The following is a 14,221-nucleotide window of genomic DNA, read 5'->3' on the forward strand; positions in this document are numbered from 1 at the left end:
ATTAGTCCCTCTCAATACCAGGCTTGGGAGAATTGGGAGATGACCCTTCCCAGATGCTGCTGCATCGCCTGGCGCGCCTGCTCGGGCTGGCGCTCGGCAATCGCGGCGAAGATGGCCTGGTGGTCCTTGAGGCTGGCCTCGCGCAGCTGCTCGGAGTGGAAATGCTGCTCGATCTTGTCCCAGCGCGGGTCCTGGCGGGCGTTGTCCCACATCGCTTCCACCATGTGCTGCAGCACGCGGTTGCCGGTGGCCTCGGCAATGGCGAGGTGAAAACGCCGGTCGGCCGCGTCGTAGGCGTCCTTGTCGGCCAGTTGCAGGCGCATGGTGGCGAGGGCGTCGAGCATGCGGTCCAGGTCGGCATCGCGCCGTTCGCTGGCAGCGGCGGCGGCAATCTCGGCCTCGACCAGCACGCGGGCACGCAGGGTTTCCAGCGGGCCGGGGCCGGTGGGCACATCAAAGGCGGGCAGGCGGCTGGGGCCGCTGGCACCCGGGGGTTGCAGGTAGATGCCCGAGCCCAGGCGCACCTCGACGAGGCCTTGCACCTCCAGCGCAATGATGGCCTCGCGCACGGCAGTGCGGCTGACGCCAAACATGTCGGCCAGGGTGCGCTCCGACGGCAGGCGCTGGTCGGCTGCCGCGCTGCCTGCGGCGGTTTCTTCGAGGATTTTTCTGGCGAGGTCCTGGTAGGACCTGACACCGGTGGTGCGGCTGTCGTCGTCAACCGGAGGGACCAGCTTGTGGGGCATCTTGCGCGTATTCCGTATTCCGTTCATCGGCCGGTCCGCCAAAACCGGAAGGGCCAGCAGCAGTGTAAGCCGCCGTCCGGCCCCAACGCGGCAAATACCGGACATAGTGGTAAACCATCAATCAAAATGGTCTAGCCAGTTTGTAGAATTGGTCTAACCAGATTTTTGATTGCAGGAAAAGGTGCATCCATGAAGATGTCGTTTCGTTGGTTTGGCAGCTCGGACCCGGTGTCCCTGGCCTATATCCGCCAGATCCCCGGGGTCACCCATATCGTCTCGGCGATCTATGACGAGCCGGTGGGCGCCGTCTGGCCGCTGGCCAAGATCGAGGCGCTCAAGCAGCAGATTGAAGACGCCGGCCTGGCTTTTGAACTGGTGGAATCGGTGCCGGTGCACGAGGACATCAAGCTGGGCCGCGACAGCCGCGACCAGCTGATCGCCAACTACCAGCAAACCCTGCGCCATCTGGCTGCCGCCGGTGTGCAGGTGGTGTGCTACAACTTCATGCCGGTGTTTGACTGGACGCGCACCGAGCTGGCCAAGCAATTGCCCGATGGCTCCACCTGCCTGGCCTTTGACAGCCGCATGGCCGACAGCATCGATGCGGAAAAAGGCATCTCGCTGCCCGGCTGGGACAGCAGCTACCGCAGCGATGAGCTGCAAGGACTGCTGCAGGCCTACCGCCAGGTCGATGCCGAGCAGCTCTGGCAGAACCTGGCCTATTTTCTGCAGGCCGTCATCCCGGTGGCCGAGGAGTGCGGCATCAAGATGGCCATCCACCCCGATGACCCGCCGCGCCCGATCTTTGGCCTGCCACGCATCGTGAAGAACCGCGACGACCTGGCCCGTATCGTTGACCTGATCGACAGCCCCGCCAATGGCCTGACCCTGTGCTCGGGCTCGCTGGGCGCCGGCCCGCAGAACAATGTCGAGGCGCTGGTGCGCGAGTTTGGCGGCCGTGGCCGCATCCACTTTGCGCATATCCGCAATGTCAAGGTCTCGCCCGACGGCGATTTCGAAGAGACCGCCCACCTCTCGACCTGCGGCTCGCTCGATATCGCGGCCATCGTCAAGGCCTACCACGATGTGGGCTTTGAAGGCTATGTGCGCCCGGACCACGGCCGCATGATCTGGGGCGAAACCGGCAAGCCCGGCTATGGCCTCTACGACCGGGCACTGGGCGCCGTCTACATCAACGGCCTGTGGGAAGCGGTGGACAAGTTCTCACCCGGGCAGCAAGACAGCGCAGCGCCTGCTGCAGTCTGATTTCAAACCAAGGAGACATAACAATGAAGACCAAGACCACACCGCACGCGATGCTGCGCCGCAAGATCACCCAGGGTCTGACCCTGGGCCTGGCGCTGGGTGCCGGCTGGGCCAGCGCGCCAGCGCTGGCGCAAGGTGCCTATCCGACCAAGCCGGTCACGTTGATGGTGGGCTTTCCGCCGGGGGGGCAGACCGATTTTGCCGCCCGTGTGATCAGCAACAGCCTCGCGGCCAACCTGGGCCAGGGCGTGGTCATCGAGAACAAGGCCGGCGTCAACGGCAACCTGGGCTCGGCCGACATCATGCGCTCGGCCCCCGATGGCTACCGCATGCTGGTGGGCAACGGCTCGATGACCGTGACCCCGCATGTCTTCCCGACCTTGGGCATTGTCGACCCGACCAAGTTTGTGCCCGTCGGCATTCTGCTGCAGTCGCCGCTGGTGCTGGTGGTGCCGGCTGCATCGCCGGTGAAGGACTTTGCGCAGTTTGCCGCCCTCGTCAAGGAGCGCGCCAAGGCCGGCAAGGGTGTGGACTATGGCACCCCCGGTGCCGGCTCGCTGGTGCATGTGACCACCGAGCTGATGCGCGAGCGCCTGGGCAGCCCGGCGATGAACCATGTGCCCTACAAGGGCAGCGGCCCGGCGGTGATCGATCTGATGGCCGGCCGTATCGAGGCGATGTTCGATGCCACCTCGGTGTTTGATCCGTACATCAAGTCCGGCAAGGTGCGCCCCATCCTGGTGACCAGCAGCAGCCGCGTGGCATCGCTGCCCGATGTGCCGACCCCCGCCGAAGTGGGCCTGAAGGATTTCGAGATCATCTCGTTCATCGGCATGTACGGCCCGCCCGGCACCCGCCCCGAGGTGGTGCAAAAGCTCAATGCCGCCATCAACACGGTGCTGAAGGAGCCTGCGGTGATCCGCAGCTTTCAGGAGCGCGGCGACCAGCCGGGCGGCGGCACGCCCGAGCAGCTCGATGCGATGACGCGCGCGCAGTACAAGCTCTGGGGCGATGTGGTCAAGGCCAACAAGATCCACGCGGAGTGAAACTGGGCCCCGCTAGTCTGGCCGGGCCAGGCGGGGTCCAACCGGTTGCTTAGCGCACAAACTGGTTGAGCTGGATGATGGGCATCAGCACCGCCATCACGATGATGCCGACGATGATGCCCATGCCGACGATCAGCAGCGGCTCCAGGATGGTGGCCAGGCGCATCGCGCGGCGCTTCACATCGCCGGCCAGCTGGTTGGCCACGCGCTGCAGCATCTGCGGCAGCTCGCCGGTCTGCTCGCCCAGGCGGGCAAACATCGACAGCAGCGCGGGGTAGCGCTTTTTCTGGGCCAGTGCCGAGGCGAGCGGTGCGCCCTCGCGCACCATGTCCAGCGCATCGATGGCATCCTGGCGCATGGCCTGGTTGGAGACTGTTTGCGCAGCGGCCTGCAGCGCCTTCAAGATGGGCACGCCGGCGTTGCTGAGCATCGCCAGGGTCGAGGCAAAACGGGCGGCATTGTAGTTGCGCGAGAGCTTGCCGATGACCGGCAGCTGCAGCCAGCCGGCATCAAAGCGCTGGCGAAAGGCCGGCTGGCGCAGCGACAGGCGCAGCATCACGGTGCTGGCAATCACCAGGCCCGCGCCCAGCCACCACCAGTGGCGGATCAGGTCGCTGAAGCCCAGCATGATGCGGGTGAGCAGCGGCAGCGCATGCTTGGTGCCGGAAAACACCTCCGCCACCTGCGGCACCACATAGCTCATCAGCACCATCACCACGACAAACGCAAAGCAGGTGACGATGGCCGGGTAGAGCGAGGCACCGATGAGGCTGTTCTTGAGCTGGTCGCGCTCTTCGAGGTCGTCGGCCAGCCGCGACAGCACCTGGTCCAGGTGCCCGCTGTGCTCGCCCGCATCGATCACGGCGCGGTAGATCTGCGAAAAATCACGGGGATAGAGGGCCAGCGACTTGGCAAAAGTGGAGCCGCCATTGACCTCGGCGCGCAGGCTGGCGACCAGCTGGCGCTGGGGCTCGCTGTCGATCTCTTCGATCAGCGCGGTCAGCGCGCGCTCCAGCGGCAGGCCGGAGCTGATGAGGCCGGCGAGCTGGCGCGTCCAGACTGCCAGGCTCGTGGCATTGAAGACCGCGCGCCGGCTGCGCACCGTGCTGGCACCGCTGTCGTCGACATCGCCCAGCGGCTCGACCGCCAGCGGCACCATGGCCTGGGCACGCAGCAGGCTGCGTGCCGCCTTGGCGCTGTCGGCTTCGATCATGCCCTTGCGGGTCTGGCCCTGGGCGTCAAGAACTTCGTACGAAAAAGCGGGCATGGACTGGTGGATATAACAAGGTGGCGCCACGGCCACCCCGGGCTATTGTGCCTGATCCACATGGCATGCCGATGGCAGCGGCCCGATCAGGCAGCGGCTGCGCCGGGCATCTGCACGGGGCCGTCGAGCGCATCGGCACGCTGGGCAGCCGGGCGCTGCAGCAGCGGCAGCGCGTAGTCCTGGAAGGCGGGCAGGCTTGGCAGGGTGCCTTCCTGCATGCTCCAGCCGATGTAGCTGGCCAGGTACAGATCGGCCGCGGTGAAGTGGTCGCCACAGGCATAGCGCTTGCCGGTCACCGCCAGCTGCAGGCTGCGCAGCACATCGTCAAACCGGCCATAGCCGGCCGACAGCGCCTGGCGCTCGGTCTGGTTCTGCAGCCAGCCCTCCGCCTTGGCAGTGGACACGGCCTCGACCGGTCCGGCGACAAAGAACAGCCAGCGGTAGTAGCTGCCGCGCTCGGGGCTGTCCAGCGCCGGTGCCAACTTTTTTTCGGGGTAGAGGTCGGCCAGGTAGGCCAGGATCGCGCCGGTCTCGCTCACCACCGTGCTGCCATGCTGCAGCGCCGGCACCTTGCCCATGGGGTTGAGCGCCAGGTAGCCGGGCGCCTTCATCGTGCCGCCAAACTCCAGCCGCACCGGTTCATAGACGGCGCCGCACTCTTCCAGCATCCAGCGCACGATACGGGCGCGGGACTAGGGGTGGTAGAAAAAGCGCAGCGGGGCGTTGTGGGGGGTCATGTCGTGTTCCTTTCAGGGCTTGGCAAGATCGCCATGCCCTGCAGGTTAGACAGGGGGGCTGACAGAAACTGTCAGCAGCTGACATGGGGCGCAGGTCCGTGCCGGGCACCTGTTTCCGCTCCGGGCGCAGGCGCTCAGGACCAGCCTTCCAACGTGTAGCCCGTCTCCGCCAGCCAGCGCTGGATGAGGCGGTGCCGGCTTTGCGGGTAGCGCTCCTGCAGCTCCTGCATCGCATGCACCCGGTCGGCCCGAAAGTGGCGAAAGCCCTGGCGCAGCTCGCACCAGGCAGAGACCACCCGGCTGCGGTCGAAATAGGCCATGGCAAACGGCCAGACCAGGCGCTCGGTCAGGCAGCCGTGCTGGTCCTCGTAGTGCAGCACCACCTTGTGCTCGGCGCGGATCGCGCGGCGCAGCGCGGTCTGCCAGGGCTCGGGCTGGGGGTTGGGCTGCATGTTGGGCACCATCAGGCCGCTGGTATCGACTGCGATGCGCAGCTCCAGCGGCAAGGCGCTGCGGATGCGGTCCATCGCGGCGCTGGCGGCACTGGCCAGTTGCGGGTCGGCCTGCAGGCTGGCCCAGCGCGCGCCCAGCAGCAAGGCTTCGAGCTCATCGGCATTGAACATCAGCGGCGGCAGCAAAAAGCCGGGCCGCATTTCAAAGCCAATGCCCGGATCGCCCTCAATGGCCGCGCCTTGCTCGCGCAGGCTGGCGATGTCGCGGTAGAGGGTGCGCAGGCTTACCTCCAGGGTCTGGGCCAGCGCCGGGCCGGTTTGGGGCTGGCGGGCGCGGCGCAACAGATCGAGCAGGCGGAGCAGGCGGGCAGGGCGGGACATCGCGCAAGCATAGCCGGTCTGCCGGGCCTGCGGCTGGCTCAGCCCGGCGCTTTTTGCCCGATCTCGAAATTGGCCTGGATCTCCAGCGCACGCACCAGGCCGGAATGGTCCCAGCCCGCACCGCCATGGGCCACGCAGCTGTTGAACAGCTCCTGCGCCTGGGCGGTGTTGGGCAGTGACACGCCGAGCTGGCGCGCGCTGGACAGCGCCAGGTTCAGGTCCTTTTGGTGCAGCGCGATGCGAAAGCCCGGATCAAACGTGCGCTGGATCATGCGCTCGGCATGCACTTCCAGGATCTTGGACGATGCAAAGCCGCCCAGCAGCGCCTGGCGCACCCGGGCCGGATCGGCACCGGCACGCGATGCAAACAGCAGGGCCTCGGCCACCGCCTCGATGTTCAGCGCCACGATGATCTGGTTGGCCACCTTGGCGGTCTGGCCGTCGCCATGGCCTCCTACCAGGGTGATGTTCTTGCCCAGGGTCTCGAACAGCGGCTTGACCCGCTCGAAGGCCGCCTCCGGGCCTCCGACCATGATGGACAGGGTGGCATTCCTGGCCCCGACCTCGCCGCCCGATACCGGCGCATCCAGGTACTGCGCGCCCAGCGCCGTGATGCGCTTGGAAAAGTCCTTGGTCGCTACCGGCGAGATGGACGACATATCGACCACAATCTTGCCGCTGCTGCCCTTGAGGCCGGCGGCCAGGCCATCAGCCGCAAACAGCACTTGCTCGACGTCGGGCGTGTCGGGCACCATCACAAAGACGATGTCGGCCCGCTCGGCCACACCGCGCACCGATGTGCATTGGGTGGCGCTGCTCTCGGCGATGGCGGCGGGCACCTTGCCGCGCGTGTTGATGAACAGCTGGTGGCCGGCGGCGATCAGGTGGCTGCACATGGGCGCGCCCATGATGCCCAGGCCGATAAAGCCCAGTTTGAGTGGCGTTGCATGCATGCGGAAATCTCCTTGGTTTTTATCGATGTGTGGGTGTCGGTACCGGGGCGGTCAAGCGGTGGCCGCCGCGCGCTTCTGGCCCGCCACGGTCTGCAGCCAGTGCAGGCCCGCCTCGGTGCTTTGCGCGGGCTTGTATTCGCAACCCACCCAGCCGCTGTAGCCGATGCGGTCCAGGTGTGCGAACAGGTAGGGGTAGTGGATCTCGCCCGTGCCCGGCTCGTGGCGGCCCGGGTTGTCGGCCAGCTGCACATGGCCGATGCGGGCCAGGTGTTTTTGCAAGGTGGCAGCCAGCTCGCCTTCGCTGCGCTGGGCATGGTAGATGTCGTACTGCACAAAGGCGTTGGCGGCGCCTACTTCGTCCAAAATGGCCAGCGCCTGGTCCGTACGGCCCAGGTAAAAGCCGGGAATGTCGAAGGCATTGATGGGCTCGACCAGCAGGCGCAGGTTGGCCATCTTCAGCGCCGCTGCGGCAAAGCGCAGGTTGTCGACCAGGGTGCGGCGCAGGGTGGCGGCATCCACACCGGCGGGCGCCTTGCCGGCCAGGCAGTTGAGCTGGGGCACGCCCAGCGCATGGGCATAGGTGACGGCCTTGGCAACGCCGGCGCGGAATTCATCCACCCGCCGGGGATCGCAGGCAATGCCGCGCTCGCCGGCCTCCCAATCGCCCGCAGGCAGGTTGTGCAACACAATCTGCAGGCCCGTGGCATCGAGCCGCTGCTGGATCTCTTCGACGCTATGGGCATAGGGAAACAGAAACTCCACGGCCTCAAAGCCGGCCTGGGCGGCGCGCTCGAAGCGGTCGAGAAAGGGCACTTCGGTAAACAGCATGCTGAGGTTGGCAGCAAAACGGGGCATGGCAAAACTCCGGTTAAAAAACGAGGGGCTCTTCAATCCAGCATCGCGAGGGCGCTGGGGACATCGGCCTTGCCGGTGGCCAGGCCTTCGAACTCGACGACGTTGTCGATCTCGGTGCCCATCGCGATATTGGTCACCCGCTCCAGAATGCATTCGATGACGACCGGCGTGCGGTGCTCGGCCATCCATGCCTCGGCCTGCTCCATCGCGGGTGCAAAGTCTTCGGGGCGGTGCACGCGGATGGCCTTGCAGCCCAGGCCTTCGACCACCTTGATGTGGTCCACGCCATAGCCGCGCGCGGCCTCGCCGGCGTCCATGTTGATGTTGTCAAAGGCGAGCTGCACGCAGTAGTCGATGCTGAAGGCGCGTTGCGCCTGGCGGATCAGGCCCAGGTAGCTGTTGTTGACCAGCACATGGATGTAGGGCAGCTTGAACTGCGCGCCCACAGCCAGCTCCTCGATCATGAACTGGAAGTCGTAGTCGCCCGACAGCGCGACGATTTTGCGCTGCGGATCGGCCACACGCACGCCCAGCGCGGCCGGCGTGGTCCAGCCCAAGGGGCCGGCCTGGCCGCAGTTGATCCAGTGGCGCGGCTTGTAGACATGCAGAAACTGCGCCCCGGCAATCTGCGACAGGCCGATGGTGGAGACATAGGTGGTGTCGCGGTCCAGGGTCTGGTTCATGCACTGGTAGACGCGCTGGGGCTTCATCGGCACGTTGTCAAAGTGGGTCTTGCGCAGGTAGTCGATGCTGTTCTTGCGGCCCTGGCAGTCGGCCACCCAGGCGCTGCGGTCGCGCAGCCTGCCGGCGGCCTTCCAGTCCTTGGCGACAGCAACGAACTGCTCCAGCGCGGCCTTGGCATCCGAGACGATGCCGAAGTCGGGCGCAAACACGCGGCCGATCTGGGTAGGCTCGATATCGACATGGATGAACTTGCGGCCCTTGGTATAGACATCGACCGAGCCGGTATGGCGGTTGGCCCAGCGGTTGCCGATGCCCAGCACAAAATCCGAGGCCAGCATGCTGGCGTTGCCATAGCGGTGGCTGGTCTGCAGGCCGCACATGCCGGCCATCAACGGGTGGTCATCGGGGATGCTGCCCCAGCCCATCAACGTGGGGATCACCGGCAGATCGAGGGTCTCCGCCAGTTCCACCAGCAGGTCTGCGGCATCGGCATTGATGACGCCGCCGCCGCTGACGATCAACGGGCGCTCGGCGGCATTGAGCATCGCGATGGCCTTCTCTGCCTGCTTGCGCGTGGCGGCGGGCTTGTAGACGGGCAGGGGCTCGTAGGTGTCGATGTCGAACTCGATCTCGGCCAGTTGCACATCGATGGGCAGGTCAATCAGCACCGGGCCGGGGCGGCCGGAGCGCATCAGGTGGAAGGCCTGCTGGAAGGCGCCGGGCACCTGGGCGGGCTCCAGCACGGTGGCCGCCCACTTGGTCACGGTCTTGGCGATGGAGGCAATGTCCACGGCCTGGAAGTCTTCCTTGTGCAACCGGGCGCGCGGCGCCTGGCCGGTGATGCACAGGATCGGGATCGAATCGGCGCTGGCCGAGTACAGCCCGGTGATCATGTCGGTGCCGGCCGGCCCGCTGGTGCCAATGCAGACGCCGATATGGCCTGCCACAGCGCGGGTATAACCCTCGGCCATGTGGCTGGCGCCTTCAACATGGCGGGCGAGGATATGGCCGATGCCGCCATGCTCCTTCATCGCCGCGTACAGCGGGTTGATGGCAGCGCCGGGAACGCCGAATGTGACGCTCACACCTTCTTTTTCCAGCACGCGGACGGCGGCTTCGATCGCTTTCATTTTGGCCATGGGGTCTCCTTTACAGCTGGGATCGACTGTAGGGAAGGCGGGCGTTTGCCGGAAGGCGCAGGCGGACCATAAAATTTATTCCAGCCAGGAATGGACGGCGGTGCGCTGCATGCCGCATCATCGGGCGCAGAGGTGCTATGAACCTGTTCAAAAAAGCGCCCAGCATGTGACATGCGGCCTGCGAGGCCGCAGCTATCCCAGGAGACACAACCATGGACCGACTCGATGCCATGCACATGTTCGTGCGCGTGGTGGAAACGGGCAGCTTCACCAAGGTGGCGCAGGAGTTTTCATCGACCCAGCCCACGGTGACCAAGCAGGTCGCAGCGATGGAGGCGCGGCTGAAGGTGCGCCTGCTCAACCGCAATACGCGCGGCGTGAGCCTGACCGAAGCGGGCGCGCTGTACTACGAGAAATGCAAGCGCATCGTCAGCGATGTGGCCGATGCCGACAATGTGGTGCAGGTGCGGCAGACGCAGGTGCAGGGCCAGCTGCGCATTGGCAGCTCGGTGGCGTTTGGGCGGCGCGTGCTGATTCCGCTGGCGATGGAGTTCATGCAGCACAACCCGCAGGTGCAGGTGGACCTGAGCTTTGAAGACCGCTACACCGACCTGGTGGCCCAGGGCATCGATGTGGCGCTGCGCCTGGGCAAGCTGGCCGATTCATCGCTGGGCGCGCGCATGCTGGGGGTCAATCCCTGGGTGCTGGTGGCCTCGCCCGCCTACCTGCGCAAGCAGGGTACGCCGCGCCGGCCTTCAGACCTGAAAGAGCATTCGGCGCTGATCTACAGCAGTGTGCAGGGCAATGACGTCTGGCGGCTGCGCAATGCCAGTGGCGAGTCCGTCTCCGTGCCGGTCACCGGGCGGCTGCGCTCCAACAACCTCTCGGCCTTGCTGGCTGCGGCGCGCTCGCACATGGGCGTGGCCGCGCTGCCGCGCTATGTGGCGCATGAATCGCTGAAGGCGGGCCGCGTGGTCGAGGTGCTCAAGACCTGCCGCCTGCCGGAGCAGGAGATCCACGCGGTCTACCCCTCGCCGCGCCTGGTGCCGCAAAAGGTGCAGTCCTTTATCGCGTTCTTGCAGGGCAGCTTTGATGCCGCCTGGTGGGAGAACCTGCCCCAAGGCGGCTAGGCGCGGAGCGTCCGCCCAGCCTGGCAGCCCGGATCACAGAATCAGAATGGCGCGGAAATCGTTGACGTTGGTGTGCGTCGGCCCGGTCACCACCAGGTCGCCCAGCGCTTCGAAAAAGCCATAGGCATCGTTGCGGTCCAGGTGGTCGCTCAGGCGCAACTGCAGCGCCGCAGCGCGCTGCAATGTGTCGGGCGCCACGCGCGCGCCGGCATTGTCTTCGACGCCATCGATGCCGTCGGTATCGGCCGCCAGCGCCCAGACACCGCCCTGGCCTTGCAAGGCCTGCGCCAGGCCCATGCAGAACTCGCCAGCGCGGCCACCGCGCCCCTTGGCCGCGCCGGGCTGGCGCGGTCGGATGGTGACCGTGGTCTCGCCGCCCGAGAGGATGACGCAAGGTTTGGCAAACGGGCTGCCGTGGCGGGCCACGGCGCGTGCCAACGCTGCATGCATCTTGCCGATCTCGCGCGATTCGCCCTCGATCTCATCGGACAGCACATGGGCGGCGATACCGGCGGCAACGGCGGCTTGGGCCGCCGCATCCAGCGATTGCTGGGGCGTGGCGATCAAATGCACCTCGTGGCCGGCAAAGCGTGGATCGCAGGGCTTGGGGGTTTCCAGCGCGCCATCTTCCAGCGCGGCGCGCAGACTGTCGGGCAGCGGGATCTGGTAGCGGTTCAGAATCGCCAGTGCCTCGGCGCAGGTCGAGGCATCGGGCACCGTGGGGCCGCTGGCGATGACCGAGGGGTCGTCGCCAGGCACATCGCTGATGGTCAGGGTCACCACCTTGGCGGGGTAGCACGCAGCAGCCAGGCGCCCGCCCTTGATGCGCGAGAGGTGCTTGCGCACGCAGTTCATCTCGCCAATGGCGGCACCGCTCTCCAGCAAAGCCTGGTTGATGCGCTGCTTGTCCTGCAGGTCCATGCCATCGGCGGGCAAGGTCAGCAGGGCGGAGCCGCCGCCCGAGACCAGGCAGAGCACCAGGTCATCGGCGGTCAGGCCTTGGGTCAGCGCCAGGATGCGTTCAGCCGCGGCCAAGCCGGCGGCATCGGGTACCGGATGTGCGGCTTCGACTACTTCCAGGCGCTGGGCCAGCCCAGGCGGGCGGGGCGGAATATGCCCGTAGCGGGTGACGACCAGGCCCGACAGCGGGGCATCCTGGGGCCACAGGGCTTCGAGCGCCTGCGCCATCGAGCCGCCCGCCTTGCCGGCGCCCAGCACCACGGTGCGGCCTTTGGGCGGTGGCGGCAGGTATTGCGCCATGCTGTGCAGCGGTTGGGCGCGCTGCACCGCGCGCTGGTACAGGTCCAGAAGAAACTGCTGGGGATCGCGCCGGGGATCGGCCAGCGCTGGGGATGGGGTGTGGCTCATGCGGTAGGTCTCCGCTGGCCATTATGAAAGCAGGCGGCGCGCGCCGGTGGAATAGACGTTATTCCTGGCCACGCGCTGTACAGCCGCGATGGCCGCCATCAGCCCGGTGGCGTGCGGTTGCCCCAGTCGGTGTAGAACACGCCCGCCGTGTCCTTGCGGATGTAGACATAGGCCGGGCCGGCATGGGTGTCGCCATGGGCATGGGCCTTGTCGGGAATGCGCCAGTAATAGACGGTGCCGTCCAGCTCGGCAAAGTGGCCGATGTACTGCAAATCCTCAGCCAGCACCGGGTCGGCGCTGGCCAGCGACTGGCCCAGTTCCATGCGCACATAGCGGGGCACGGAGCGCTCCTGGGCCTCCGTCAACCCGGTGCTGCCTAGCCATGGAGCCTTCTCCTGAACGTCGGCCTCGGTCTGCAATTGCTCTTGCTTGGTGCGGTATTCGCGGCGGAACTCGGGCGTTTGCATGTGCGCCGCCAGCGCGGGGTCTTCGTTGCCGGCGCTGGTTGGGGGCTGGCCGGCCGCTGCAGCCGGGGCCATGGCCGGCGCAGCCTCCTGTGCCTGCGGCGTGGGTGGCGGTGGATCGTCGGGGGGCTGCTGCAGGCAGCCGGCCAGCAGGGTGCAGGCCGTCAGTGCCACTGGCAGGGTGGTTCTAGAGGGAGCAGACATGGCGCAAGCATAGCCTGGGTGAGGCGGGAGCGGCGCCGCTTTTGCTGAAAAAAGGGCGCTTATCAGGGCGAAAGGCGCAGGTTAAGCCGCTGCTTAGGCGGGGTAGCCTGCACGCAAGGCCTGCGTGGCAATATCGAGCGAGCGCAGACGCAAATCGCCATCATAGACATCGCAAACCAGCATCAGCTCGTCGGCCCCGGTGTGCTGAGCCAGCACCTTCAGACGCTGCTGCACCCGCTCGGGCCCGCCAATGGAGGCTACGGCCAAAAAGCCTTCGATCGCCTGGCGCTCGGCCATGTTCAGGCTGTCCATAAAGCCTTCAACCGGTGGCGGCAGCAGGCCGCGCTTGCCGGTCACAATGCCCAGCACACGCTGGTAGGTGCTGCTGGCGAGGAACTCGGCCTCGCTGTCGGTAGGCGCTGCAATCACCGGCGCGCCGACGATCACATAGGGCTTGTCCAGCGTAGCCGAGGGCTTGAACAGGTCGCGGTACAGCTGCACGGCCTGCTGCAGCATGCGCGGCGCAAAGTGCGAGGCAAAGGCATAGGGCAGGCCCAGGTGCGCGGCCAACTGGGCCGAGAACAGGCTCGAACCCAGCAACCACAGCGGCACATTAGTGCCAGCACCCGGCGTGGCCACCAGCTTTTGCCCAGGCTGGGCGGGGCCCAGCAAGCGCTGCAGCTCCATCACATCGCGGGGGAAATCCTCTTCGGTCTCGACCCGGTCTCGGCGCAGTGCCCGCATCGTCATGCCATCGGTGCCCGGCGCGCGGCCCAGGCCCAGGTCAATACGGCCCGGGTAGAGCTCGGCCAGGGTGCCAAAGGCCTCAGCCACCACCAGCGGTGCATGGTTGGGCAGCATGATGCCGCCCGAGCCCACGCGGATGTGCTGGGTCGCCCCCGCCACATGGCCGATCAGCACGGCCGTGGACGAGCTGGCAATGCCCGGCATGTTGTGGTGTTCGGCCATCCAGTAGCGCGTAAAGCCGAGCGACTCGACATGCTGCGCCGTGCGCACGGCCAGTTGCAAAGCCTGGGCAACGGTGCCGCCTTCGCGCACAGCCACCAGGTCCAACATCGAAAGCGCGGGGGGTGTTTTTGTCTCAGTCATGGGGACATTCTTGCCTAGGCAAATATCCTTTGCTGACTGTGGGTATGGGGGAAATGCGTAGGCCGGAGCCTTGTTTTAGTCAGACCGAGGCAGCGCAAAAGCTGCCTGAATTCAACGCTGCCGAATCGCCCGCGCGCAGCTGATCCCCACCAGAATCCCCCAGAGCAGCACCAGCAGCGCCGTCGCCAGGTAGCGCTCGCCTTGCTGCATCGCAAACCAGGAGATCACCAGCGCCATCAGGCCCGCGATGCGCATCAGCCGGCGCAGCTGCGCGGTGGACATGCGCGGCTGAAAATGGCGCAGCGCTGCCAGGCTGGCGATGGCCAGCACGTTGAGCCAGAGAAACAACATGCCGCCGTAGGGCGCGACGAGGGTATTGAGCGATTCCAACATGGGGCGATTGTGTCAAATCGCCAATA

General features: G+C 66.3%; 14 protein-coding genes. 3 read left to right on the forward strand and 11 right to left on the reverse strand.

The annotated features are described in order from the left end of the window. Positions 1-11 precede the first annotated feature (11 nt). Positions 12-746 (reverse strand): FadR/GntR family transcriptional regulator, encoded by a 735-nt coding sequence (locus AB7A72_RS09635; protein WP_239809414.1) that lies wholly within the window; start codon positions 744-746, stop codon positions 12-14. A gap of 189 nt (positions 747-935) precedes the next feature. Between AB7A72_RS09635 and uxuA the strand changes: the two genes are divergently transcribed. Both uxuA and AB7A72_RS09645 read left to right on the forward strand, forming a co-directional pair. After that, positions 936-2,012 (forward strand): mannonate dehydratase, encoded by a 1,077-nt coding sequence (uxuA, locus tag AB7A72_RS09640; protein WP_312461639.1) that lies wholly within the window; start codon positions 936-938, stop codon positions 2,010-2,012. 23 nt (positions 2,013-2,035) lie between these two features. Beyond that, entirely contained in the window at positions 2,036-3,058 is a 1,023-nt protein-coding gene (locus AB7A72_RS09645) for a Bug family tripartite tricarboxylate transporter substrate binding protein (RefSeq protein WP_312412246.1), read from the forward strand. Between the two features lie 49 nt (positions 3,059-3,107). Here the strand turns inward: AB7A72_RS09645 and gspF are convergent, their stop codons facing one another. The 6 genes from gspF to gcl form a co-directional block, all read right to left on the reverse strand. Then, entirely contained in the window at positions 3,108-4,325 is a 1,218-nt protein-coding gene (gene gspF, locus AB7A72_RS09650; RefSeq protein WP_312461643.1) for a type II secretion system inner membrane protein GspF, read from the reverse strand. 86 nt (positions 4,326-4,411) lie between these two features. Beyond that, positions 4,412-5,005, reverse strand: coding sequence for a glutathione S-transferase family protein (locus AB7A72_RS09655; RefSeq protein ID WP_407064967.1), 594 nt, complete (start codon positions 5,003-5,005; stop codon positions 4,412-4,414). A 191-nt stretch (positions 5,006-5,196) separates the two neighbouring features. Further along, positions 5,197-5,895: a helix-turn-helix transcriptional regulator gene (locus AB7A72_RS09660; RefSeq protein ID WP_312461645.1), complete on the reverse strand. Its 699-nt coding sequence runs from the start codon at positions 5,893-5,895 to the stop codon at positions 5,197-5,199. A 38-nt stretch (positions 5,896-5,933) separates the two neighbouring features. After that, positions 5,934-6,848 (reverse strand): 2-hydroxy-3-oxopropionate reductase, encoded by a 915-nt coding sequence (locus AB7A72_RS09665; RefSeq protein WP_312461646.1) that lies wholly within the window; start codon positions 6,846-6,848, stop codon positions 5,934-5,936. A 51-nt stretch (positions 6,849-6,899) separates the two neighbouring features. Beyond that, positions 6,900-7,703: a hydroxypyruvate isomerase gene (gene hyi / locus AB7A72_RS09670; protein WP_312461647.1), complete on the reverse strand. Its 804-nt coding sequence runs from the start codon at positions 7,701-7,703 to the stop codon at positions 6,900-6,902. Between the two features lie 32 nt (positions 7,704-7,735). Further along, complete coding sequence (gcl, locus tag AB7A72_RS09675; RefSeq protein ID WP_312461648.1) at positions 7,736-9,526, reverse strand: glyoxylate carboligase; 1,791 nt, start codon at positions 9,524-9,526, stop codon at positions 7,736-7,738. Positions 9,527-9,738: 212 nt separating this feature from the next. On the opposite strand from gcl, the gene AB7A72_RS09680 reads away from it, so the two are divergent. Next, a complete protein-coding gene (locus AB7A72_RS09680; RefSeq protein WP_312461649.1) occupies positions 9,739-10,656 on the forward strand; it encodes a LysR family transcriptional regulator in 918 nt (305 codons plus the stop codon). Positions 10,657-10,689: 33 nt separating this feature from the next. On the opposite strand, the gene AB7A72_RS09685 is transcribed toward AB7A72_RS09680, so the two are convergent. The 4 genes from AB7A72_RS09685 to AB7A72_RS09700 all read right to left on the reverse strand — a co-directional run bounded on the left by AB7A72_RS09685 (position 10,690) and on the right by AB7A72_RS09700 (position 14,195). Continuing rightward, the gene (locus AB7A72_RS09685) at positions 10,690-12,024 is read right to left on the reverse strand and encodes a glycerate kinase type-2 family protein (RefSeq protein WP_369459771.1); all 1,335 of its coding nucleotides are present in this window, start codon (positions 12,022-12,024) and stop codon (positions 10,690-10,692) included. A gap of 98 nt (positions 12,025-12,122) precedes the next feature. Continuing rightward, positions 12,123-12,692, reverse strand: coding sequence for a hypothetical protein (locus tag AB7A72_RS09690; protein WP_369459772.1), 570 nt, complete (start codon positions 12,690-12,692; stop codon positions 12,123-12,125). Between the two features lie 93 nt (positions 12,693-12,785). Next, positions 12,786-13,802 (reverse strand): LLM class flavin-dependent oxidoreductase, encoded by a 1,017-nt coding sequence (locus AB7A72_RS09695; protein WP_369459773.1) that lies wholly within the window; start codon positions 13,800-13,802, stop codon positions 12,786-12,788. Between the two features lie 111 nt (positions 13,803-13,913). Further along, positions 13,914-14,195, reverse strand: coding sequence for a hypothetical protein (locus AB7A72_RS09700; RefSeq protein ID WP_369459774.1), 282 nt, complete (start codon positions 14,193-14,195; stop codon positions 13,914-13,916). Positions 14,196-14,221 lie beyond the last annotated feature (26 nt).

The sequence above is a fragment of the Comamonas sediminis genome (genome assembly GCF_041107495.1).
Taxonomy (GTDB): Bacteria; Pseudomonadota; Gammaproteobacteria; order Burkholderiales; family Burkholderiaceae_C; genus Comamonas; species Comamonas sediminis.

Excerpts from the sequence above, each read along its gene's own strand:
- AB7A72_RS09680 (WP_312461649.1), top strand. The coding sequence starts at position 9,739 with ATGGACCGACTCGATGCCATGCACATGTTCGTGCGCGTGGTGGAAACG.
- gcl (WP_312461648.1), bottom strand. The coding sequence starts at position 9,526 with ATGGCCAAAATGAAAGCGATCGAAGCCGCCGTCCGCGTGCTGGAAAAA.
- uxuA (WP_312461639.1), top strand. The coding sequence starts at position 936 with ATGAAGATGTCGTTTCGTTGGTTTGGCAGCTCGGACCCGGTGTCCCTG.
- AB7A72_RS09645 (WP_312412246.1), top strand. The coding sequence starts at position 2,036 with ATGAAGACCAAGACCACACCGCACGCGATGCTGCGCCGCAAGATCACC.
- AB7A72_RS09700 (WP_369459774.1), bottom strand. The coding sequence starts at position 14,195 with ATGTTGGAATCGCTCAATACCCTCGTCGCGCCCTACGGCGGCATGTTG.
- AB7A72_RS09660 (WP_312461645.1), bottom strand. The coding sequence starts at position 5,895 with ATGTCCCGCCCTGCCCGCCTGCTCCGCCTGCTCGATCTGTTGCGCCGC.
- AB7A72_RS09665 (WP_312461646.1), bottom strand. The coding sequence starts at position 6,848 with ATGCATGCAACGCCACTCAAACTGGGCTTTATCGGCCTGGGCATCATG.
- AB7A72_RS09635 (WP_239809414.1), bottom strand. The coding sequence starts at position 746 with ATGCCCCACAAGCTGGTCCCTCCGGTTGACGACGACAGCCGCACCACC.
- AB7A72_RS09685 (WP_369459771.1), bottom strand. The coding sequence starts at position 12,024 with ATGAGCCACACCCCATCCCCAGCGCTGGCCGATCCCCGGCGCGATCCC.
- gspF (WP_312461643.1), bottom strand. The coding sequence starts at position 4,325 with ATGCCCGCTTTTTCGTACGAAGTTCTTGACGCCCAGGGCCAGACCCGC.
- AB7A72_RS09695 (WP_369459773.1), bottom strand. The coding sequence starts at position 13,802 with ATGACTGAGACAAAAACACCCCCCGCGCTTTCGATGTTGGACCTGGTG.
- AB7A72_RS09690 (WP_369459772.1), bottom strand. The coding sequence starts at position 12,692 with ATGTCTGCTCCCTCTAGAACCACCCTGCCAGTGGCACTGACGGCCTGC.
- hyi (WP_312461647.1), bottom strand. The coding sequence starts at position 7,703 with ATGCCCCGTTTTGCTGCCAACCTCAGCATGCTGTTTACCGAAGTGCCC.